The 16,571-nt window shown below is 73.0% G+C and carries 17 protein-coding genes; 5 read left to right on the forward strand and 12 right to left on the reverse strand.

Going from position 1 to position 16,571, the window contains the following annotated elements; translation table 11 throughout:
* Nucleotide 1: 1 nt before the first annotated feature.
* From ACMCNO_RS23830 to argC, 4 genes are read right to left on the reverse strand one after another with little or no spacing between them, the layout of a single operon-like run.
* The gene (locus ACMCNO_RS23830; protein ID WP_412751671.1) at nucleotides 2-1,171 is read right to left on the reverse strand and encodes an acetylornithine transaminase; all 1,170 of its coding nucleotides are present in this window, start codon (nucleotides 1,169-1,171) and stop codon (nucleotides 2-4) included.
* Complete coding sequence (gene argB / locus ACMCNO_RS23835) at nucleotides 1,168-2,034, reverse strand: acetylglutamate kinase (RefSeq protein ID WP_412751672.1); 867 nt, start codon at nucleotides 2,032-2,034, stop codon at nucleotides 1,168-1,170. The genes ACMCNO_RS23830 and argB overlap by 4 nt, the downstream gene beginning before the upstream one ends.
* The gene (argJ, locus tag ACMCNO_RS23840) at nucleotides 2,031-3,203 is read right to left on the reverse strand and encodes a bifunctional glutamate N-acetyltransferase/amino-acid acetyltransferase ArgJ (RefSeq protein ID WP_412751673.1); all 1,173 of its coding nucleotides are present in this window, start codon (nucleotides 3,201-3,203) and stop codon (nucleotides 2,031-2,033) included. Before argJ ends, argB begins: the two co-directional genes overlap by 4 nt.
* A 28-nt stretch (nucleotides 3,204-3,231) precedes the next feature.
* Nucleotides 3,232-4,233 (reverse strand): N-acetyl-gamma-glutamyl-phosphate reductase, encoded by a 1,002-nt coding sequence (argC, locus tag ACMCNO_RS23845; protein WP_412751674.1) that lies wholly within the window; start codon nucleotides 4,231-4,233, stop codon nucleotides 3,232-3,234.
* A gap of 166 nt (nucleotides 4,234-4,399) precedes the next feature.
* On the opposite strand from argC, the gene ACMCNO_RS23850 reads away from it, so the two are divergent.
* The 3 genes from ACMCNO_RS23850 (at nucleotide 4,400) to ACMCNO_RS23860 (ending at nucleotide 7,784) form a co-directional block, all read left to right on the forward strand.
* Nucleotides 4,400-6,640 carry a glycoside hydrolase family 3 N-terminal domain-containing protein gene (locus tag ACMCNO_RS23850; protein ID WP_412751675.1) on the forward strand — a complete coding sequence of 747 codons (2,241 nt, stop codon included), beginning with the start codon at nucleotides 4,400-4,402 and terminating at the stop codon, nucleotides 6,638-6,640.
* Nucleotides 6,641-6,708: 68 nt separating this feature from the next.
* A complete protein-coding gene (locus tag ACMCNO_RS23855; protein ID WP_412751676.1) occupies nucleotides 6,709-7,383 on the forward strand; it encodes a vancomycin high temperature exclusion protein in 675 nt (224 codons plus the stop codon).
* Between the two features lie 44 nt (nucleotides 7,384-7,427).
* Entirely contained in the window at nucleotides 7,428-7,784 is a 357-nt protein-coding gene (locus ACMCNO_RS23860; RefSeq protein ID WP_412751677.1) for a hypothetical protein, read from the forward strand.
* A gap of 66 nt (nucleotides 7,785-7,850) precedes the next feature.
* Here the strand turns inward: ACMCNO_RS23860 and pheT are convergent, their stop codons facing one another.
* Together pheT and ACMCNO_RS23870 are read right to left on the reverse strand one after the other, a co-directional pair.
* A complete protein-coding gene (pheT, locus tag ACMCNO_RS23865; RefSeq protein WP_412751678.1) occupies nucleotides 7,851-10,328 on the reverse strand; it encodes a phenylalanine--tRNA ligase subunit beta in 2,478 nt (825 codons plus the stop codon).
* Between the two features lie 4 nt (nucleotides 10,329-10,332).
* Nucleotides 10,333-11,394: a phenylalanine--tRNA ligase subunit alpha gene (locus tag ACMCNO_RS23870; protein ID WP_412751679.1), complete on the reverse strand. Its 1,062-nt coding sequence runs from the start codon at nucleotides 11,392-11,394 to the stop codon at nucleotides 10,333-10,335.
* A 499-nt stretch (nucleotides 11,395-11,893) separates the two neighbouring features.
* Here ACMCNO_RS23870 and ACMCNO_RS23875 point away from each other — a divergent pair, with 499 nt between their 5' ends.
* Complete coding sequence (locus ACMCNO_RS23875; RefSeq protein WP_412751680.1) at nucleotides 11,894-12,373, forward strand: hypothetical protein; 480 nt, start codon at nucleotides 11,894-11,896, stop codon at nucleotides 12,371-12,373.
* Nucleotides 12,370-12,681, forward strand: a complete 312-nt coding sequence (locus ACMCNO_RS23880) for a transcriptional regulator (RefSeq protein ID WP_412751681.1) — start codon at nucleotides 12,370-12,372, stop codon at nucleotides 12,679-12,681. The genes ACMCNO_RS23875 and ACMCNO_RS23880 overlap by 4 nt, the downstream gene beginning before the upstream one ends.
* A gap of 63 nt (nucleotides 12,682-12,744) precedes the next feature.
* On the opposite strand, the gene ACMCNO_RS23885 is transcribed toward ACMCNO_RS23880, so the two are convergent.
* The 6 genes from ACMCNO_RS23885 to hisG form a co-directional block, all read right to left on the reverse strand.
* A complete protein-coding gene (locus tag ACMCNO_RS23885; protein WP_412751682.1) occupies nucleotides 12,745-13,545 on the reverse strand; it encodes a TrmH family RNA methyltransferase in 801 nt (266 codons plus the stop codon).
* Nucleotides 13,546-13,579: 34 nt separating this feature from the next.
* Entirely contained in the window at nucleotides 13,580-13,972 is a 393-nt protein-coding gene (rplT, locus tag ACMCNO_RS23890; RefSeq protein ID WP_412751683.1) for a 50S ribosomal protein L20, read from the reverse strand.
* Nucleotides 13,973-14,008: 36 nt separating this feature from the next.
* Complete coding sequence (rpmI, locus tag ACMCNO_RS23895) at nucleotides 14,009-14,203, reverse strand: 50S ribosomal protein L35 (protein ID WP_412751684.1); 195 nt, start codon at nucleotides 14,201-14,203, stop codon at nucleotides 14,009-14,011.
* A 60-nt stretch (nucleotides 14,204-14,263) separates the two neighbouring features.
* Nucleotides 14,264-14,863 (reverse strand): translation initiation factor IF-3, encoded by a 600-nt coding sequence (infC, locus tag ACMCNO_RS23900; RefSeq protein ID WP_412751685.1) that lies wholly within the window; start codon nucleotides 14,861-14,863, stop codon nucleotides 14,264-14,266.
* Between the two features lie 334 nt (nucleotides 14,864-15,197).
* A complete protein-coding gene (locus ACMCNO_RS23905) occupies nucleotides 15,198-15,656 on the reverse strand; it encodes a PH domain-containing protein (protein WP_412751686.1) in 459 nt (152 codons plus the stop codon).
* Nucleotides 15,657-15,688: 32 nt separating this feature from the next.
* Nucleotides 15,689-16,534: an ATP phosphoribosyltransferase gene (hisG, locus tag ACMCNO_RS23910; protein ID WP_412751687.1), complete on the reverse strand. Its 846-nt coding sequence runs from the start codon at nucleotides 16,532-16,534 to the stop codon at nucleotides 15,689-15,691.
* Nucleotides 16,535-16,571: the final 37 nt, after the last annotated feature.

Here is a 16,571-nt window from a genome sequence, read left to right on the forward strand (position 1 = left end):
GTCACGACGGCACCTCTTCCAGGGCTGCGGGCAGGGCGACCAGGAACGCGTCGGCCTGCTCGGCGGTGAGGATCAGCGGTGGGGCGAGCCGGATGACGCCGGGCTGGACCGGGTTGACCAGGAAGCCCGCGTCGCGCAGCTTCTCGGCGAGCGGCGCGGAGACGTCCGCGGTGAGCACGATCCCGAGCAGCAGGCCCGACCCGCGTACCCCGGCGATCAGCGGGTGGCCGAGGCCCTCGATGCCGCGGCGCAGTTGCTCCCCCACCCGCTTGACGTTGTCCAGCAGGCCCTCGGCCGCGATGGTCCGGATCACCGCGAGGGCCGCGGCGCAGCTCACCGGGTTGCCGCCGAACGTGGTGCCGTGCGAGCCGGGGCCGAACAGCTCGGCCGCCGCTCCGAACGCGAGGCAGGCGCCGATGGGCAGGCCGCCACCCAGTCCCTTGGCGAGGGTGATCACGTCCGGTTCGACGCCGTCGGCCTGGTGGGCGAACCAGTGCCCGGTGCGCCCCACGCCGGTCTGCACCTCGTCGAGGACCAGCAGGGCGCCGCGGGCGGTGCAGATCTCCCGGGCCGCGGCGAGGTAGCCGGGCGGCGGGACGACGACGCCGTTCTCGCCCTGGATCGGCTCCAGGATCACCATGGCGGTGGCATCGGTGACCGCTGCGCCGAGCGCGTCGGCGTCGCCGTACGTCACGTGGGTGACATCGCCCGGGAGCGGCCGGAACGGGTCCGCCTTGGCGGGCTGGCCGGTCAGCGCCAGCGCCCCCATCGTGCGGCCGTGGAAACCGCCGTGGGTGGCCACCACGTGGGTGCGGCCGGTGAGCCGGGACAACTTGAACGCGGCCTCGTTGGCCTCGGCGCCGGAGTTACAGAACAGCGCCCGCCCGGGCCGCCCGGCCAGCGCCAGCAGCAGCTCGGCGAGGGCCACCGGGGGCTCGGCGACGTACAGGTTGGAGACGTGGCCGAGGGTGGCGATCTGCTGGGAGACCGCGGCGACCACGGCGGGGTGGGCGTGGCCGAGCGCGTTGACCGCGATGCCGCCGAGCAGGTCGACGTACCGTCTGCCGTCCTCGTCCGTGACCACCGCGCCCTCGCCCGCGACCAGGGCCAGCGGCGGGGTGCCGTAGTTGTCCATCAGGGACACCGACCAGCGTTCGACGAGTGTGCTCACGAGGGGATCACCATCGTTCCGAATCCTTCCGAGGTGAAGACTTCGAGCAGGGTGGAGTGGGCGACCCGGCCGTCCACGACGTGCGCCGCGGGGACGCCGCCCTGGACCGCGCGCAGGCACGCCTCCATCTTCGGGACCATGCCGGACTCCAGGCGGGGCAGCAGTTTCGCCAGCTCGTCGGCCGTGATCTGGGAGGTGAGCGAGGAGGTGTCCGGCCAGTCGGTGTAGAGGCCGGGGACGTCGGTGAGCACGACCAGCTTGCGGGCGCCCAGCGCGACCGCCAGGGCGGACGCTGCCGTGTCCGCGTTGACGTTGTGCACGACGCCGTCGGCGTCCGGGGCGACCGTGGCGACGACCGGGATGCGGCCCGCCGCGATCAGGTCGTCGACCGCCGAGGTGTCGACGGAGGCGACGTCGCCGACCTGGCCGACGTCGACCGGCTGGCCGTCCACGGTCGCGGGGCGGCGCACCGCGGTGAACAGGCGGGCGTCCTCACCGGACAGTCCGACCGCGAACGGGCCGTGCTCGTTGATCAGGCCGACGAGTTCCCGCCCGACCTGGCCGACCAGGACCATGCGGACCACGTCCATGGCCTCGGGGGTGGTGACCCGCAGGCCGCCACGGAACTCGCTGGCGATGCCGAGCCGGTCGAGCATCGCGGAGATCTGCGGCCCGCCGCCGTGCACCACGACCGGCTTGATGCCCGCGTAGCGCAGGAACACCATGTCCGCGGCGAACGCCCGCTGCAGCTCGGGGTCGATCATCGCGTTGCCGCCGTACTTGATGACGACGGTCGTGCCGTGGAAGCGTTCCAGCCAGGGCAGCGTCTCGATGAGGACGGCGGCCTTCTCCTGCGGGGTCACGAGCTGTACGCCGAGTTCTCGTGCACGTACGCGTGGGACAGGTCCGTCGTCCGGATCGTCGCGGACAGCTCGCCCTCGTGCAGGTGCACCTGGATCGTCACGTCCCGGCCGCTCAGGTCCACCTTGCTGCGGTCCTCGGCGGCGGCGCCGCCCCGGCACACCCACACCCCGTTGACCGCCACGTCGACCCGGTCCGGCTCGAACGCCGCCGAGGTGGTGCCGACCGCCGCGAGGATGCGGCCCCAGTTGGGGTCGTTGCCGAACAGCGCGGTCTTCACCAGGTTGTTGCGGGCCACGCTGCGGCCGACCTCGACCGCGTCGGCCTCGCTGGCCGCGCCGAGCACCTCGATGGCGATGTGCTTGGTGGCGCCCTCGGCGTCCGCGATGAGCTGCTCGGCCAGGTCCTGGCAGACCGCGGTGACCGCGGCGGTCAGCTCCTGCTGGGTCGGTTCGACGTTGGCCGCGCCGTTGGCCAGCAGCAGCACGGTGTCGTTGGTGGACATGCAGCCGTCCGCGTCGATCCGGTCGAAGGTCAGCCGGGTCGCCTCGCGCAGCGCCGCATCGAGCGCCTCGGTGCCCGCCACCGCGTCGGTGGTCAGTACGACGAGCATGGTGGCCAGCGCGGGCGCCAGCATGCCCGCGCCCTTGGCCATGCCGCCGACCGACCAGCCGTCGCCGGAAACGACCGCGTTCTTGGGAACCGTGTCCGTGGTCATGATGGCCTCGGCGGCGGCCGGGCCGCCGTCGGTGGTCAGCGCCCTGGTCGCGGCGGTGACGCCGGGCAGCAGCTTGTCCATCGGCAGCAGCTCGCCGATCAGGCCGGTCGAGCAGACCGCGACGTCGCCCGCCCCGATCAGCAGGGGCTTGGATCCGCCGCGCAGTGCCGCGGCGGTGTGCTCGGCCGTGGCGTGGGTGTCGCGGAACCCCTGGGACCCGGTGCAGGCGTTGGCGCCGCCGGAGTTCAGCACGACCGCGCGGACGATGCCGCCGCGCAGCACCTGCTGGCTCCAGAGCACGGGGGCGGCCTTCACCCGGTTGGCGGTGAACACGCCGGCCGCGATGGCGTCCGGGCCGTCGTTGACCACGAGCGCGACGTCGCGCGCGTCGCCGGTCTTGAGCCCGGCCGCGACGCCGGCCGCTCGAAAGCCCTTGGGGTGGGTGACGCTCACTGGACCTCCCTGTCTGCGATGGGTGCGGTCACGGTGCCACCCCGTACACCGACAGGCCGGTGGTCTCGGGCAGGCCGGACATGAGGTTGGCGCACTGAACCGCCTGCCCCGCGGCGCCCTTGCCCAGGTTGTCGAGCGCGCTGACCACGATGATCCGGCCGGAGTCGGCGTCCACTGTGGCTTGCAGGTGGCAGGAGTTGGATCCGGCGGTGGCGGCGGTGTGCGGCCACGCGCCCGGGGCCAGGACGTGCACGAACGGCTCGTCGGCGTACGCCGCGGCCAGCGCCTCGCGCGGGTCTGCGGTGCCGGTGGGCACGGCGGTCACCGTGGCCAGGATGCCGCGCGGCATCGGGGCCAGCACCGGGGTCATGGACAGCGACGCCGCGCCGGTGGCCTGCTTGATCTCGGGTACGTGCTGGTGGGCACCCACCTTGTACGGGCTCAGGTCACCCATGACCTCGCTGCCCAGCAGGTGCGCCTTGGCGGCGCGGCCCGCGCCGGAGGTGCCGGAGGCGGCGACCACCACGACGTCGTCCGGGCTGGCGAGGCCGGCGGCGATGAGCGGGGCGAGCGCGAGGGTGATCGTGGCGGCGTAGCAGCCGGTGTTGGCGACCCGGGTGGCGGCGGCGATGCGCGCGCGCTGGCCGGGCAGCTCGGGCAGCCCGTACGTCCAGGTGCCGGCGTGCGGGCCGCCGTAGTAGCGCGCCCAGGCGTCGGCGTCGTGCAGCCGGAAGTCGGCGCCCAGGTCGACGACCTTGACGCTGTCCGGAAGCCGGGCGGCCAGCGCGGCGGACTGGCCGTGCGGCAGGGCCAGGAAGACCAGGTCGGCGTCGGCGAGCGTGGCCGGGTCGGTCTCGGTGAGCGTGAGGTCGAGCCCGGCGAGCTGCGGGTGCACCGCGGTCACGGGCGCACCCGCCTGGGTGTGCGCCGAGGCGGCGACGAGGTCGAACTCGGGGTGTCCGGCGATGAGGCGCAGCAGCTCCCCTCCCGCATATCCGCTGGCGCCGGCGACCGCGACCCGGACTCCCATGCCGATACCCCCTCTGCATTTCTATGCACGGAACCGTATCAACTCTCAGTCCGGCTGGGCAAGTTCCGGAACCGCCATGGGGTGCCGTAACCGGTTCCGGACTGGAAGACTTCCAATTTGTCGTGTTCCACCGACCGCTCCGCGGTCGAGCAACCGGAGGCCGTGCGTGACCGGAGATCCCCCGTACCGGGATGTGTCGCTGACCGTCGACGAGCGGGTCGAGGACCTGCTGTCCCGCATGACCCTCGCCGAGAAGGTCGGGCAGATGCTCCAGCTCGACGCGCGCGGCGACATCAAGGAGATCGTCGCCGACAAGCTCGCGGGCTCCATCCTGCATGCCTCACCCCGCACGCTGCTCGAAGCGATCGACCTGGCCGCCCGGACCCGGCTGGGCATCCCGCTGCTCACCGCGGAGGACTGCATCCACGGGCACGCGTTCTGGCCCGGCGCCACCGTCTTCCCGACCCAGCTCGGCCTGGCCTGCACGTTCGACGCCAGCCTGGCCGAGCGGGTCGCCCGGGTGACCGCGGTCGAGGTCGCCGCCACCGGCATCCACTGGACGTTCTCCCCCGTCCTGTGCGTGGCCCGGGACCTGCGCTGGGGACGCGTCGACGAGACCTTCGGCGAGGACCCGTACCTCATCGGGGAGCTCGGGTCCGCGATGGTCCGCGGATACCAGGGCGCCGGGCTCAGCGACCCGACCGCCATCCTCGCCACCGCCAAACACTTCGCCGGGTACTCCGAGACCCAGGGCGGACGGGACGCCAGCGAGGCCGACCTGAGCCCGCGCAAGCTGCGCTCGTGGTTCCTGCCGCCGTTCGAGCGGGTGGCTCGCGAGGGCGTGCGTACCTTCATGCTGGGCTACCAGTCGATCGACGGGGTGCCGATCACCGCGAACAGGTGGCTGCTCAACGACGTGCTCAAACAGGAGTGGGGTTTCACCGGCACCCTGGTCACCGACTGGGACAACGTCGGCCGGATGGTCTGGGAGCAGCAGGTCTGCGCCGACCAGACCGAGGCGGCGGCGCTCGCGGTCCGCGCCGGCAACGACCTGATCATGACAACCCCGGACTTCGGTACGGGCGCCCAGGCCGCGGTCGCCGCCGGGCTGGTGGCCGAGACGGACATCGACGCCGCGGTCCGCCGGATCCTGCGGCTGAAGTTCGAACTCGGACTGTTCGAGAACCCGCGCGCCCCGGACGCCCGGCGCCAGGCCGCGGTCGTCGGCGCCCCGGAACACGCCGCCCTCAACCTGGAGACCGCCCGGCGCGGCCTGGTGCTGCTGCGCAACGACGGCCTGCTGCCGCTGGCGCCGACGCCCCGTACGGTCGCGGTGATCGGCCCGAACGCCGACGACCCGCACGCCCAGCTCGGCGACTGGGCCGGGGCGTCCGGGCAGGTCGACTGGATGCCGGACGGCCATCCCCGCGAGCTGACCGAGACCGTGCTGGACGGGTTCCGCGCCGTGGCGCCCGGCGACTGGACGATCACCCACGCCCGCGGCGCCGACATCGAGATGCTGGTGCCGGATCCGGCCGGGCCGTTCTACCCCGACGGCCAGCCACGCCCGCCGATCTCCCGTCCGGCCCCCGCCGACCCCGGCCTGATCGCGGAGGCGGTCGCCGCCGCGCGCGCCGCGGACGTCGCGGTCGTGGTGCTCGGCGACACGGTCGCCCTCACCGGCGAAGCCTGCTCCACGGCCACCCTGGAGTTGCAGGGCGGGCAGATCGCGCTGCTGGACGCGCTCGCCGCCACCGGCACGCCGACCGTGCTCGTACTGATCAACTCGAAGCCGGCGGCCCTGCCCGAATCGGCGCTGCGCTGCGCCGCCGTGATCCAGGCGTTCAACCCCGGGATGCGCGGCGGCCGGGCCGTGGCCGAGCTGGTGCTGGGCCACATCGAACCCACCGGGCGGCTGCCCATCTCGGTCGCCCGGCATGTCGGCCAGCAGCCGGTCTACTACAACCAGATCCGCGGCCAGCACGGCAACCGGTACGCCGACCTGACCCAGGACCCGCTGTTCGTGTTCGGCGAGGGCCTCAGCTACTCCACGGTCGACTACGCCGACCTGGCGATCGCGCAGCCCCGGGTGCGGGTGGGCGAGCCGGTGCGGGCCACCGTCCGGCTGACCAACACCGGCGCTCGCCCGGCCACCGAGACCGTCCAGGCGTACGTGAGCGACCTGGTCACCAGCGTCACCTGGGCGGACCGGGAGCTGAAGGCGTACCGGCAGGTGACCGTGCCGCCCGGCGCGAGCGTCACGGTCGAGCTGGAGGTGGCGGCCGCCGACTGCACCCTGGTCACCGCGGACGGGCGCCGGGTCGTCGAGCCGGGCGACTTCGAGCTGCTGGTCGGCCGCAGCTCCCGCCGTAGGGACCTGCTGGCCGCACGGTTCGCCATCGCCTGACCGGTCGGCGGCTGATCCTGGCTGTTCGCGCTTGGCCCGTCTTGACCCGGGCTGGCAGAGTCGGGCGCATGGGGAAGATCAACCTGCGGCGCGCCGTGCGGCGCCTCGTCACGGCCGGGGCGCTCGGCGTCGCCGCCGCTGTGCTGACGATGGCGGCGGGCGCCCTGTGGGTGCGCGCCGAGGCCGACGGGCACGTCTACGCCGAGGCCGCCGTTCCCGCGGCCCCCGTGGCGCTGGTGCTCGGCGCGGAGGTGTACCCGGGCGGGGTGCCGTCACCGTTCCTGGCGGCGCGGCTGGAGATCGCCCGGCAGCTGTACGCCGACGGCAAGGTCGGCGCGATCCTCGTCTCCGGTGACCACGGCCGGTGGGAGTACAACGAGCCCGGCGCGATGTTCCACTGGCTCGTCGGCCACGGGGTGCCCTCGCAGCAGATCGTGCTCGACCACGCCGGGTTCGACACGTACGACTCGTGCGCCCGCGCCCACGAGATCTTCGGGGTGCGCCAGGCGATCGTGGTGACCCAGAGCTACCACATCGACCGGGCGGTGGCCCTGTGCCGCCGCCTCGGGGTGGACGCCAGCGGCGTCGGCGACGACACCGTACGCATCTACCGGCAGCCGTGGCTGCACAGCTCCATCCGGGAGCGGGGCGCGGTCGTCAAGGCGGTGTTCGACGTGGTGTCCGGGCGCGACCCGGTGTTCCTCGGCCGCCACGAGACCAGCGTCGAGGCCGCCCTGAGCTGATCAGCCGCACAGTCGTTCCCGGAGTGCCCGCCATACTCGACAGCATGAGACAGGCGTACGCCCACCGGGCCGTACTCGTGCTGGAATCCGGTGCCGACGAGCGGGCGCCGGGCGGCGCGATCACCGCCGCGTTGTGCGGCGACGCGGCGCACGAACCGCCGTGCCCACTGGCGGCGCACCACACGGCGGTCGAGCGGCACGACGACGAACTGCGGCTGCGCATCCTGTTCGCGGCCGCCCCGGACCGGGTGGACGAGATCCGGCGCCGCATCGACACCGCCCTGGCCGCCGGGCGGTTCATCGGGCCGGACGGCGTGCTCAGCCGGTGGCAGGCCGTGGAGAGCGGCTGCGACCGCCTCGCCCCGCAGGAGCGCCCCCACGCCCGCCGCCTGCTGCGCTAGCCCGGGGTCCCCCGCCGACGACCCGCCACGCCGCGGGTGAACGCGCGGCGCGGCGGGCCACTGTCGCTACGCTCCGCGCAGGACCGCGCCGAACCGGTCCGCCGCGGCGGCCACGGCCGCGTCGCGGGCCGCCACGGCCTCCTCGACCGTCAGTGTGCGGTCCGGCGCCCGGAACGTCAGCTTGTACGCGAGGCTGCGCTTGCCCTCCCCGAGCTGCTCGTCGGTGTATACGTCGAACAGGTGCACCGTTTCGAGCAGCTCCCCCGCCCCGGCGACCAGGGCGTCGCGGACGTGCGCGGCGGGCACGGTCGCGTCCACGATCAGCGCCACGTCGATCAGGGCGGGCGGGAACGTGGCCAGCCGGACCGCCTGCACAACCGGCGCGGCGGGCAGCGCGTCCAGGTCGAGTTCCACCGCGCAGGTGCGTCGCGGCAGCTCCAGCGCCGACACCACGGCCGGGTGCAGCTCCCCCGCGTACCCGACGAGGACGTCGTCGACCAGGACGGCAGCGCACCGGCCCGGATGCCACGGCGCGTACTCGGCGGCCTCGACGCGGACCCGGTCGGCGGGCAGCCCCGCCGCGCACACCGCGATCCGGGCGGTCTCCACCGCGTCCGCCCACCCCGCCGGGCGGCCCGAACCCCACCAGCCGGCGGGCTCCACCGCTCCCGCGAACACCGCGGCGAGGTGCCACGGCTGCTCGGGGACGATGTCGTTGGCCGCGGTCCAGTCGGCCTCGGACGGGCGGTGCTCGACCCCCATCTCCGGGGGCGCGATGGCGGACAGATGCGGCCGGAACACCGTACCGATCTCATACAGGGCCAGGTCGCGGTGACCGCGGCCGAGGTTGCGCTTGAGCGCGCCGAGCAGGGTGGGCAGCAGCGACGTCCGCAGCTGCGGCTCCTCCTCGGACAGCGGGTTGGTCAGCCGGGCCGCGCTGCGCCGCGGGTCGTCGGCGGCCAGCCCGAACGCGTCATGCACCGACGGCGACACGAACGGGTACGACAGCACCTCCACGCACCCGGACTCGGCCAGCGCCCGGCCCACGGAGCGGCGGCGGCGCTGTGCCGGGGTGAGCCCGCGCCCGCCCGGGGCCAGCGGCAGGATGCTCGGGATCGCGTCGTATCCGCCGAGGCGGGCCACCTCCTCGACCAGGTCGGCCGGGGCCAGCAGGTCGGGACGCCAGGACGGCGGGGTGACCACCAGCGGGTCGGACCCCTCGACGGTGCAGCCGATCCGCGTCAGCAGCTCGACCACCCGCTCCGCCGGGTACGGCACCCCGATCCGCCGCGACGACAGGGCGGGATCCAGCCGGACCGCAGCGGGCGGCTGGACGTGGTCGAGGTCGAGCACCCGCTCGTCGACCGTGCCACCCGCGTACTCGGTGAGGATGGCGACCGCCCGTTCCAGGGCGACCAGCGGCAGCTGCGGGTCGACGCCCCGCTCCCACCGCTTCGCGGCCTCGCTGAACAGCTTGTGCCGCCGGGCGGTGCGCCCGACCATCACCGGATCCCAGTGCGCGGCCTCCAGCAGCACGTTCACCGTGCCCGGCTGCCACTCGCTGGTCTCGCCGCCCATCACCGCGGCCAGCGAGACCGGGCCCGTGTCGTCGAGGATCACCATGTCCTCGGCGTCCAGCACCCGGGCCACACCGTCCAGGGTGGTCAGTTTCTCCCCGTGCAGGGCGCGGCGCACGACCAGGCCGCCGCGCAGGCGGTCCAGGTCGAACACGTGCATCGGCTGGCCGGTCTCCAGCATCAGGTAGTTGGTGATGTCGACCGGCAGCGAGATCGTCCGGATGCCCGCCGCGACGAGACGGCGCTGCATCCACTCCGGCGACGCGGCGTCCGGGTCGATGCCGCGCACCACGCGGGCGGCGAACCGGTCACACCCGACGGTGTCCTCGACGCTCACGGGATACGGCGGCTCCGCCGTCCCCGCCGCGAACGGCAGCCCACCCGGGTCCCGGTACGCGCAGTCGAACGCGTACGACAGCTCGCGGGCCAGGCCGCGGATGCTCATCTCGTACCCGCGGTCCGGGGTGATCTCCACGTCCACCAGGACGTCGTCGAGCCCGACGAGGGGGCGGGCATCCGTGCCCGGCTCGGCGACGCCGGGCGCCAGCACGATGATCCCGGAGTGGTCCCCGCTGAGGCCGAGCTCGGCGGCGGAGCAGATCATGCCCGCGGAGGTCCGCCCGTAGGTCTTGCGGGCGCCGATGGTGAAACCGCCCGGCAGTTCGCCGCCGGGCAGGATGACCGCGACGAGGTCACCGACAGCGTAGTTACGCGCCCCGCAGATGATCTCCTGCGGCTCCGGGTTGCCGACGTCGACGAGGTTGAACCGGATCGGCTTCTTGAAGCCGGTCAGCTCCTCGATCTCCAGCACCCGCCCGACGACCAGAGCGCCCTTGACCGTGGCGGCCTGGTCTACGACGGACTCGACCTCGACGCCGAGGCCGATCAGCGCCTTTTCCAGCTCGGCCGCGCTCAGCGAGGCCGGCAGGTCGACGTACTCCCGCAGCCAGGACAGCGACACCTTCATCGCGTCAGACCTCCATCCCGAACTGGCGGGCGAACCGGACGTCGCCCTCGACCATCTCCCGCATGTCGCTGACCCCGTTGCGGAACATCAGGGTCCGCTCGACCCCCATGCCGAATGCGAAACCGGAGTACCGGTCGGGGTCGATGCCGCAGGCGGTGAGCACCCGCGGGTTGACCATGCCGCAGCCGCCCCACTCCACCCAGCGCGGCCCGTCGCGATGCTGGGCGAACCACACGTCGAACTCGGCGGACGGCTCGGTGAACGGGAAGTAGTGCGGGCGCCAGCGGGTCTGCGCGTCCGGCCCGAACATCGCCCGGGCGAAGTGGTCCAGCGTGCCCCGCAGGTGCGCCATGGTGATGCCCTCGTCGATCACCAGGCCCTCGATCTGGTGGAACACCGGGCTGTGCGTGGCGTCCAGCTCGTCGGTCCGGTACGCCCGCCCCGGGCAGACGATGTAGATCGGCGGCTTGCGGGTCAGCATGCTGCGCACCTGCGCCGGTGAGGTGTGCGTCCGCATCACCAGGCCGGGCAGGTCCAGGTAGAACGTGTCCATCGCGCCACGCACCGGGTTGTCCGGGCCGATGTTGAGGGCGTCGAAGTTCGCCCACTCCAGCTCCAGCTCGGGCCCTTCGGCGACCTCGTAGCCCATGCCGACGAAGAGGTCTGCCATGTGTTCCATGAGCGTGGTCAGCGGGTGCCGGGCGCCGCGCGGGCGGCGGTCCCACGGGAGGGTGACGTCGACGCGCTCCTCGACCAGCATGCGGGCGGCGCGTTCGCGCTCCAGCTCGGCATGCCGGGCGTCGAATGCGGCCTGAATGGACTGCCGGGCCACGTTGACGCGCTTGCCCGCGTCGGACTTCGCGGCCGGTGGCAGCGAGCCGATCTCGCGCCGGGCGAGGGACACCGGTGACCGGTCGCCCAGGTGGGCCGGCTTGAGCGCGCCTAGGGCGTCCAGGTCGGACGCGCCCGCGAAGGCCTTTTCGGCCTCGGCGACGGCGCCGTCGAGCGCCTCCGGGTCGAGCAGGGCGGCCTGCTTCGGATCGTACGGATCGTTGCGGTAGGACATGGTCGGGCGAACTCCCTCACACCGGATGAGCCCATCGGCTTGTCGGGACCGAGTGCACCGAGCGTAGCGAGGGCCGCGAGGGCCCGACTCAGGCGGATCGGTCGGGACCGAGTGCACCGAGCGTAGCGAGGGCCGCGAGGGCCCGACTCAGGCGGATCGGTCGGGACCGAGTGCACCGAGCGTAGCGAGGGCCGCGAGGGCCCGACTCAGGCGGATCGGCCGGAACCGAGTGCACCGAGCGTAGCGAGGCCGGGACTCAGGTTGATCAGTGTACGGAGGCGCGGCTGGGCCGCAGCCCGCCGGTCAGGGAGTTTCGCGCAGGAGGTCACACGCGCGGCCCGCGACCAGCGGGCCGGCTAAACATCCTGGTCGTCGTCACGGGCGCCAGCATACCGTCCGGGCAATCCCGGCCGCCACGTTGTTCCGCCGTCCCGCCCGACGCTTGACTTTCCCGTCCGGAAAGTCGACACTGAGTTTCCCATCAGGAAAGTGAGGCGTCATGAATCAATTGACACCCGAGCAGGCGCGGGCCGCGCTCGACACGGTCGAGCGGAACCGCCGCCGGGTCATCGATGAGATCGACGTACCGCTCTGGTACTGGGCGGCACTGGCAGTCGCCTGGATCGCGCTCGGCGTCATCGCCGACCTGAACAATCCGCTGGCCACCACGCTGGCCACGCTCACGTTCGGGGCTGCGCACGCATCGATCGCACCGCGAGTGATCAACGGACGCCGCCGCAGCCGCCGGATGAGTGTGCGCGCCGACGTAGCCGGCCCGCATCTCGCGGCCTGGGTGCTGGGCAGCCTGGTCGCCCTGGTCGGGATCACCATCGGCGCGGCACTGGTCCTGAACGCCGACGGCGCACGTCATCCGGCCACGGAGGCCGCCGTGCTGGCCGCGGTCACGCTCGTACTCGGTGGGCCGCTGCTGCTGGCGACAGTGCGCCGCCGGGCCGTCCGCGCCGGAGCCCCAGCATGACGGTGCCGCGTTTCGACGAGCTGATCCACGCCAGCACCCGCCTGTCCATCGTCTCCCTGCTCGCGGGCGCCGACTGGGCCGATTTCAGCTACCTCCGCGACCAGCTCGGACTGTCGGACTCCGCGCTGTCCAAGCAACTGTCGACGCTGGAGCAGGCTGGTTACGTTGCCGTCGACCGGTCGGACCGGCGCCGCGTACGGGCCCACCTGACCGGGGACGGCCGTACCGCCTTCCAGGGTCACGTCGCCGCGTTGCAGGCCATCGTGGCCACTGCGAACGTCACGGCCACCAGCCCGGTCAGCGAATGATCACCGCGGCGGGGCCCGGCGCTGCCTCCCGGCCGGCCGGGGCACCGGCGACGCGCGGATGGTTCAGCGCAGGGCGCGGGCGGAGGCGTACAGGCAGACCGCGGCGGCCGCGGCCAGGTTGAGGCTCTCCGCGGCGCCGTGGATGGGGACGCGGACCCGGCGGTCCGCGGCGGCCAGCAGGTCGGCGGGCAGGCCGTGTGCCTCGGAGCCGAACAGCCAGGCGGTCGGCCGGGCCAGATCCCCCGCGTCGAGCACGTCGTCGAGGTCGTCGGCGCCGTGCCCGGTGGCGGCCAGCACCTGCACCCCGCCGGCGCGCAGGGCATCGAGGACGTCGTCGGGCGCGCGGTCGCGGACCACGTCGACGTGGAACAGGCTGCCCGCTGAGGCGCGTACACATTTGCCGTTGTAGGGGTCCACCGCGTCGCCCGCGAAGACCACCGCGCCCGCGCCCGCCGCGTCGGCGGTCCGCAGGACCGTGCCGGCGTTGCCGGGGTCGCGGATGTCCGCGGCCACGGCGATCAGCCGCGGCCGTTTCGCGAGCGCCTCGCGCAGCCCGATGTCGACGTGGCGGCAGACCGCGACCAGGCCCTGCGGCTGCACCGTCTCGGCCAGCGCCGCCAGGGCCTCGTCGGTGACCGCGGAGACCTGCTCGGCGTCGGCGGCCAGCGCGGCGTGGCGGTCCAGCGCCGCCTCGGTGCCGAACAGCTCGATGACCGCGCCCGCGGCCACCGCCTCCCGCACCGCCTGGGGGCCTTCGGCGAGGAAGCACCCGGTCTGCTCGCGCTCGCGGCGCCGCTGCAGGCGCCGGGCCGCGACGATGCGGGGGGTACGGGGCGTGAAAAGGCGCCCCCCGTCCCGGCTCATGCCAGGTCCGGGGGGCGCCTCTCGCACGGGTGGATCAGGCAGCCTGAGCGGCGGCGCCGCCGGTGCCCTCGGCCGCGACGGCCTTGCGCGCGATCTCGACCAGGGTCGCGAACGCGGCGGCGTCGTTGACCGCGAGGTCGGCCATGATCTTGCGGTCTACCTCGACACCGGCCAGGCGCAGGCCCTGGATCAGCCGGTTGTAGGTCATGCCGTTGGCACGGGCGCCCGCGTTGATCCGGGTGATCCACAGCTGGCGGAAGTCGCCCTTGCGGTCCCGGCGGTCGCGGTACGCGTACTGCATCGAGTGCAGCACCTGCTCCTTGGCCTTGCGGTACAGCCGCGAGCGCTGGCCGCGGTAGCCGCTGGCGGTTTCCAGCAGCGTGCGGCGCTTCTTCTGGGCGTTCACAGCGCGCTTGACGCGTGCCATATCGGTACTCCTATCGGGGAACGGGTGTGGCGCGCGTCAGCGGCCCAGCAGCTTCTTGACTCGCTTCGTGTCGGCTTTCGCCACCACGACGGTGCCGGTCATCCGGCGGGTCACCTTGGAGGCCTTGCCCTCCAGCAGGTGCCGCTTGCCGGCCTGCTCGGTGACAAGCTTGCCGCGGCCGGTGACCTTCACCCGCTTGCCCATGCCGGTGTGGCTCTTCATCTTCGGCACTTCTCGAACGCCTCTTTCTCAATCTTGCTCTGCTCCGCCCGGTTCGCACCGGGCGGAGCGTCACTCTGCGGTGGTGTCGGCGGCTGCAGCCGGCGGTGCCTCGGCACCCTCGCCCTCGCGCTGCTCACGGGGGGTCTTCCCACTCGCGGCGGCAGCAGCAGCCTTGGTGGCCCGGTGCGGGGCCAGGACCATGATCATGTTACGGCCGTCCTGCTTCGGACTGGCCTCCACGAAACCCAGGTCCGCGGTCTCCTCGCTGAGCCGGCGCAGGAGCCGGAAGCCCAGCTCCGGGCGGCTCTGCTCGCGACCGCGGAACATGATCGTCACCTTGACCTTGTCGCCCGCCTTGAGGAACCGCACCACGTGACCCTTCTTGGTCTCGTAGTCGTGCGGGTCGATCTTCGGCCGGAGCTTCATCTCCTTGATGACGGTCTGCTGCTGGTTGCGCCGCGCTTCGCGCGCCTTCAGTGCGCTCTCGTACTTGAACTTGCCGAAGTCCATGAGCTTGCACACCGGCGGGCGCGCCATGGGCGCAACCTCGACCAGGTCCAGGTCGACATCCGCGGCCAGTTGGAGGGCGCGCTCAAGCGGGACGATGCCCACCTGCTCACCCTCCGGACCGACCAGACGGACCTCGCGGGCCCGGATCTGTTCGTTCACGCGTGGTTCGACGCTGATGAGGCCTCCTTAGAACGATGTATCTCGTCTGCCCAGTCCCCGGATCTCGCGGGACGGGCACCGCCAATGTCGGTCGGCCTCGAACACCCCCCGGCTACGGGGGCGTCGGGAAAGCAGAAGGCCCCGGACATGCCGGGGCCCGCTCGACCGGTCATCGGCGCCCAGGGGGACGCACCCCGGCCCCGGGATCGCTCCCCGGGGCGGGTGACCGGACCCGGACACCGGTGATGGTGCCTCGGGTGGGAACCAGCGGGCTCCTCTTTCGCGTGGCACCTGAAACAGGCTCCACGTGGTCGACTGACGAAGTCTACCAGCCTCAGGTCTGCGCGTCCGACGCGGCCTGGAGCAGGGTCCGCAGCGTGCGGACCCCCTCCACCGCGTACTCCCGGTCGGCCGCCTGCAGCGCGTGCACCGAGATCGTCTCGTCGTCGTGCAGCTCGAGCGTCGCCCACGGGGAATTGCGGTCGAATCGGACCGCACGCACCACCGACCAGGGCAGCTCGTACCCGCCGACCACGTTGCGGACGCGCACACCGGCCGCGTCGGCGCTCACCCGGGGCCGGGTGAACGCCAGAATGCCCAGGCCGATGAGCACCCCCAGGCCGATCATGGCGGTCTGGTCGCCGCGCTCGAAGTGGCCGAAGCCGTCCCCGGTCGCGCCGTGCAGGCTGAAGCTGAGCACGGTGAAGAGGATCACCACGGCCGCCGCGGCGGCACCCGCCACCCAGCGGACGCGCCGGGGCCGGTAGACGACCGGGGTGGAAGACTGCGTCACGCCCACCACTGTGCCACCCCTCGCCGAGGAGCTCACAGCCGGCAGTTGTGGATGTCGGTGACCAGGATGGCCCGGGCGCCCAGCTCGTACAGCTCGTCCATGACCCGGTGCACCTCCTTGCGCAGCACCATGGCCTGCACCGCCACCCAACCCTCGCGGTGCAACGGGGAGACGGTCGGCGACTCGATGCCCGGGGTCAGTCCGGTCGCCTGCTCCAGCAGGTCGGCGCGCACGTCGTAGGCCAGCATCACGTACGAGCGGGCCACCAGCACCCCCTGCAGGCGGCGCATCAGCTGGGCGACGCCGCCGGGCGCGCCGGTGCTGTGCCGCCCGATCAGGATCGCCGAGGAGCGCAGGATCGGCTCCCCGATCGTGACCAGCCCGGCCTGGCGCAGGGTGGCCCCGGTCTCCACGACGTCCGCGATGACGTCCGCCACGCCGAGCCGGACCGCGTTCTCCACGGCCCCGTCGAGGCGCACCACGTCCGCCTTCAGGTTGTGCTCGGTCAGGTGCTGCTCCACCACCCCGGGGTACGCGGTGGCGATGCGGCGCCCGGCGATCTGTTCGGCCGACGTCAGGGTGCCCGCCGGGGCGGCCCACCGGAAGGTGGCCCCGCCGAAGCCCAGATCGAGCAGCTCGGCGGCCGGCCCCCCGGAATCGACCAGCAGGTCCCGGCCGGTGATGCCGAGGTCCAGGTCACCGGAGCCGACGTAGGTGGCGATGTCGCGGGGTCGCAGGTAGAAGAACTCGACGTTGTTGGTCTCGTCCCGGCAGATGAGATCCTTCGGGTCGGTCCGCTGGCGGTAGCCGGCGTCGCGCAGCATCTGCGACGCGGGAGCGCTCAACGTGCCCTTGTTCGGGATGGCGATGCGCAGCATGACGTGCTCCTTCGATCGGGATGGGGTACTCCTCGAG

Origin of the sequence: Krasilnikovia sp. M28-CT-15 (genome assembly GCF_047159595.1) — a bacterium.
Classification (GTDB): domain Bacteria; phylum Actinomycetota; class Actinomycetes; order Mycobacteriales; family Micromonosporaceae; genus Actinoplanes.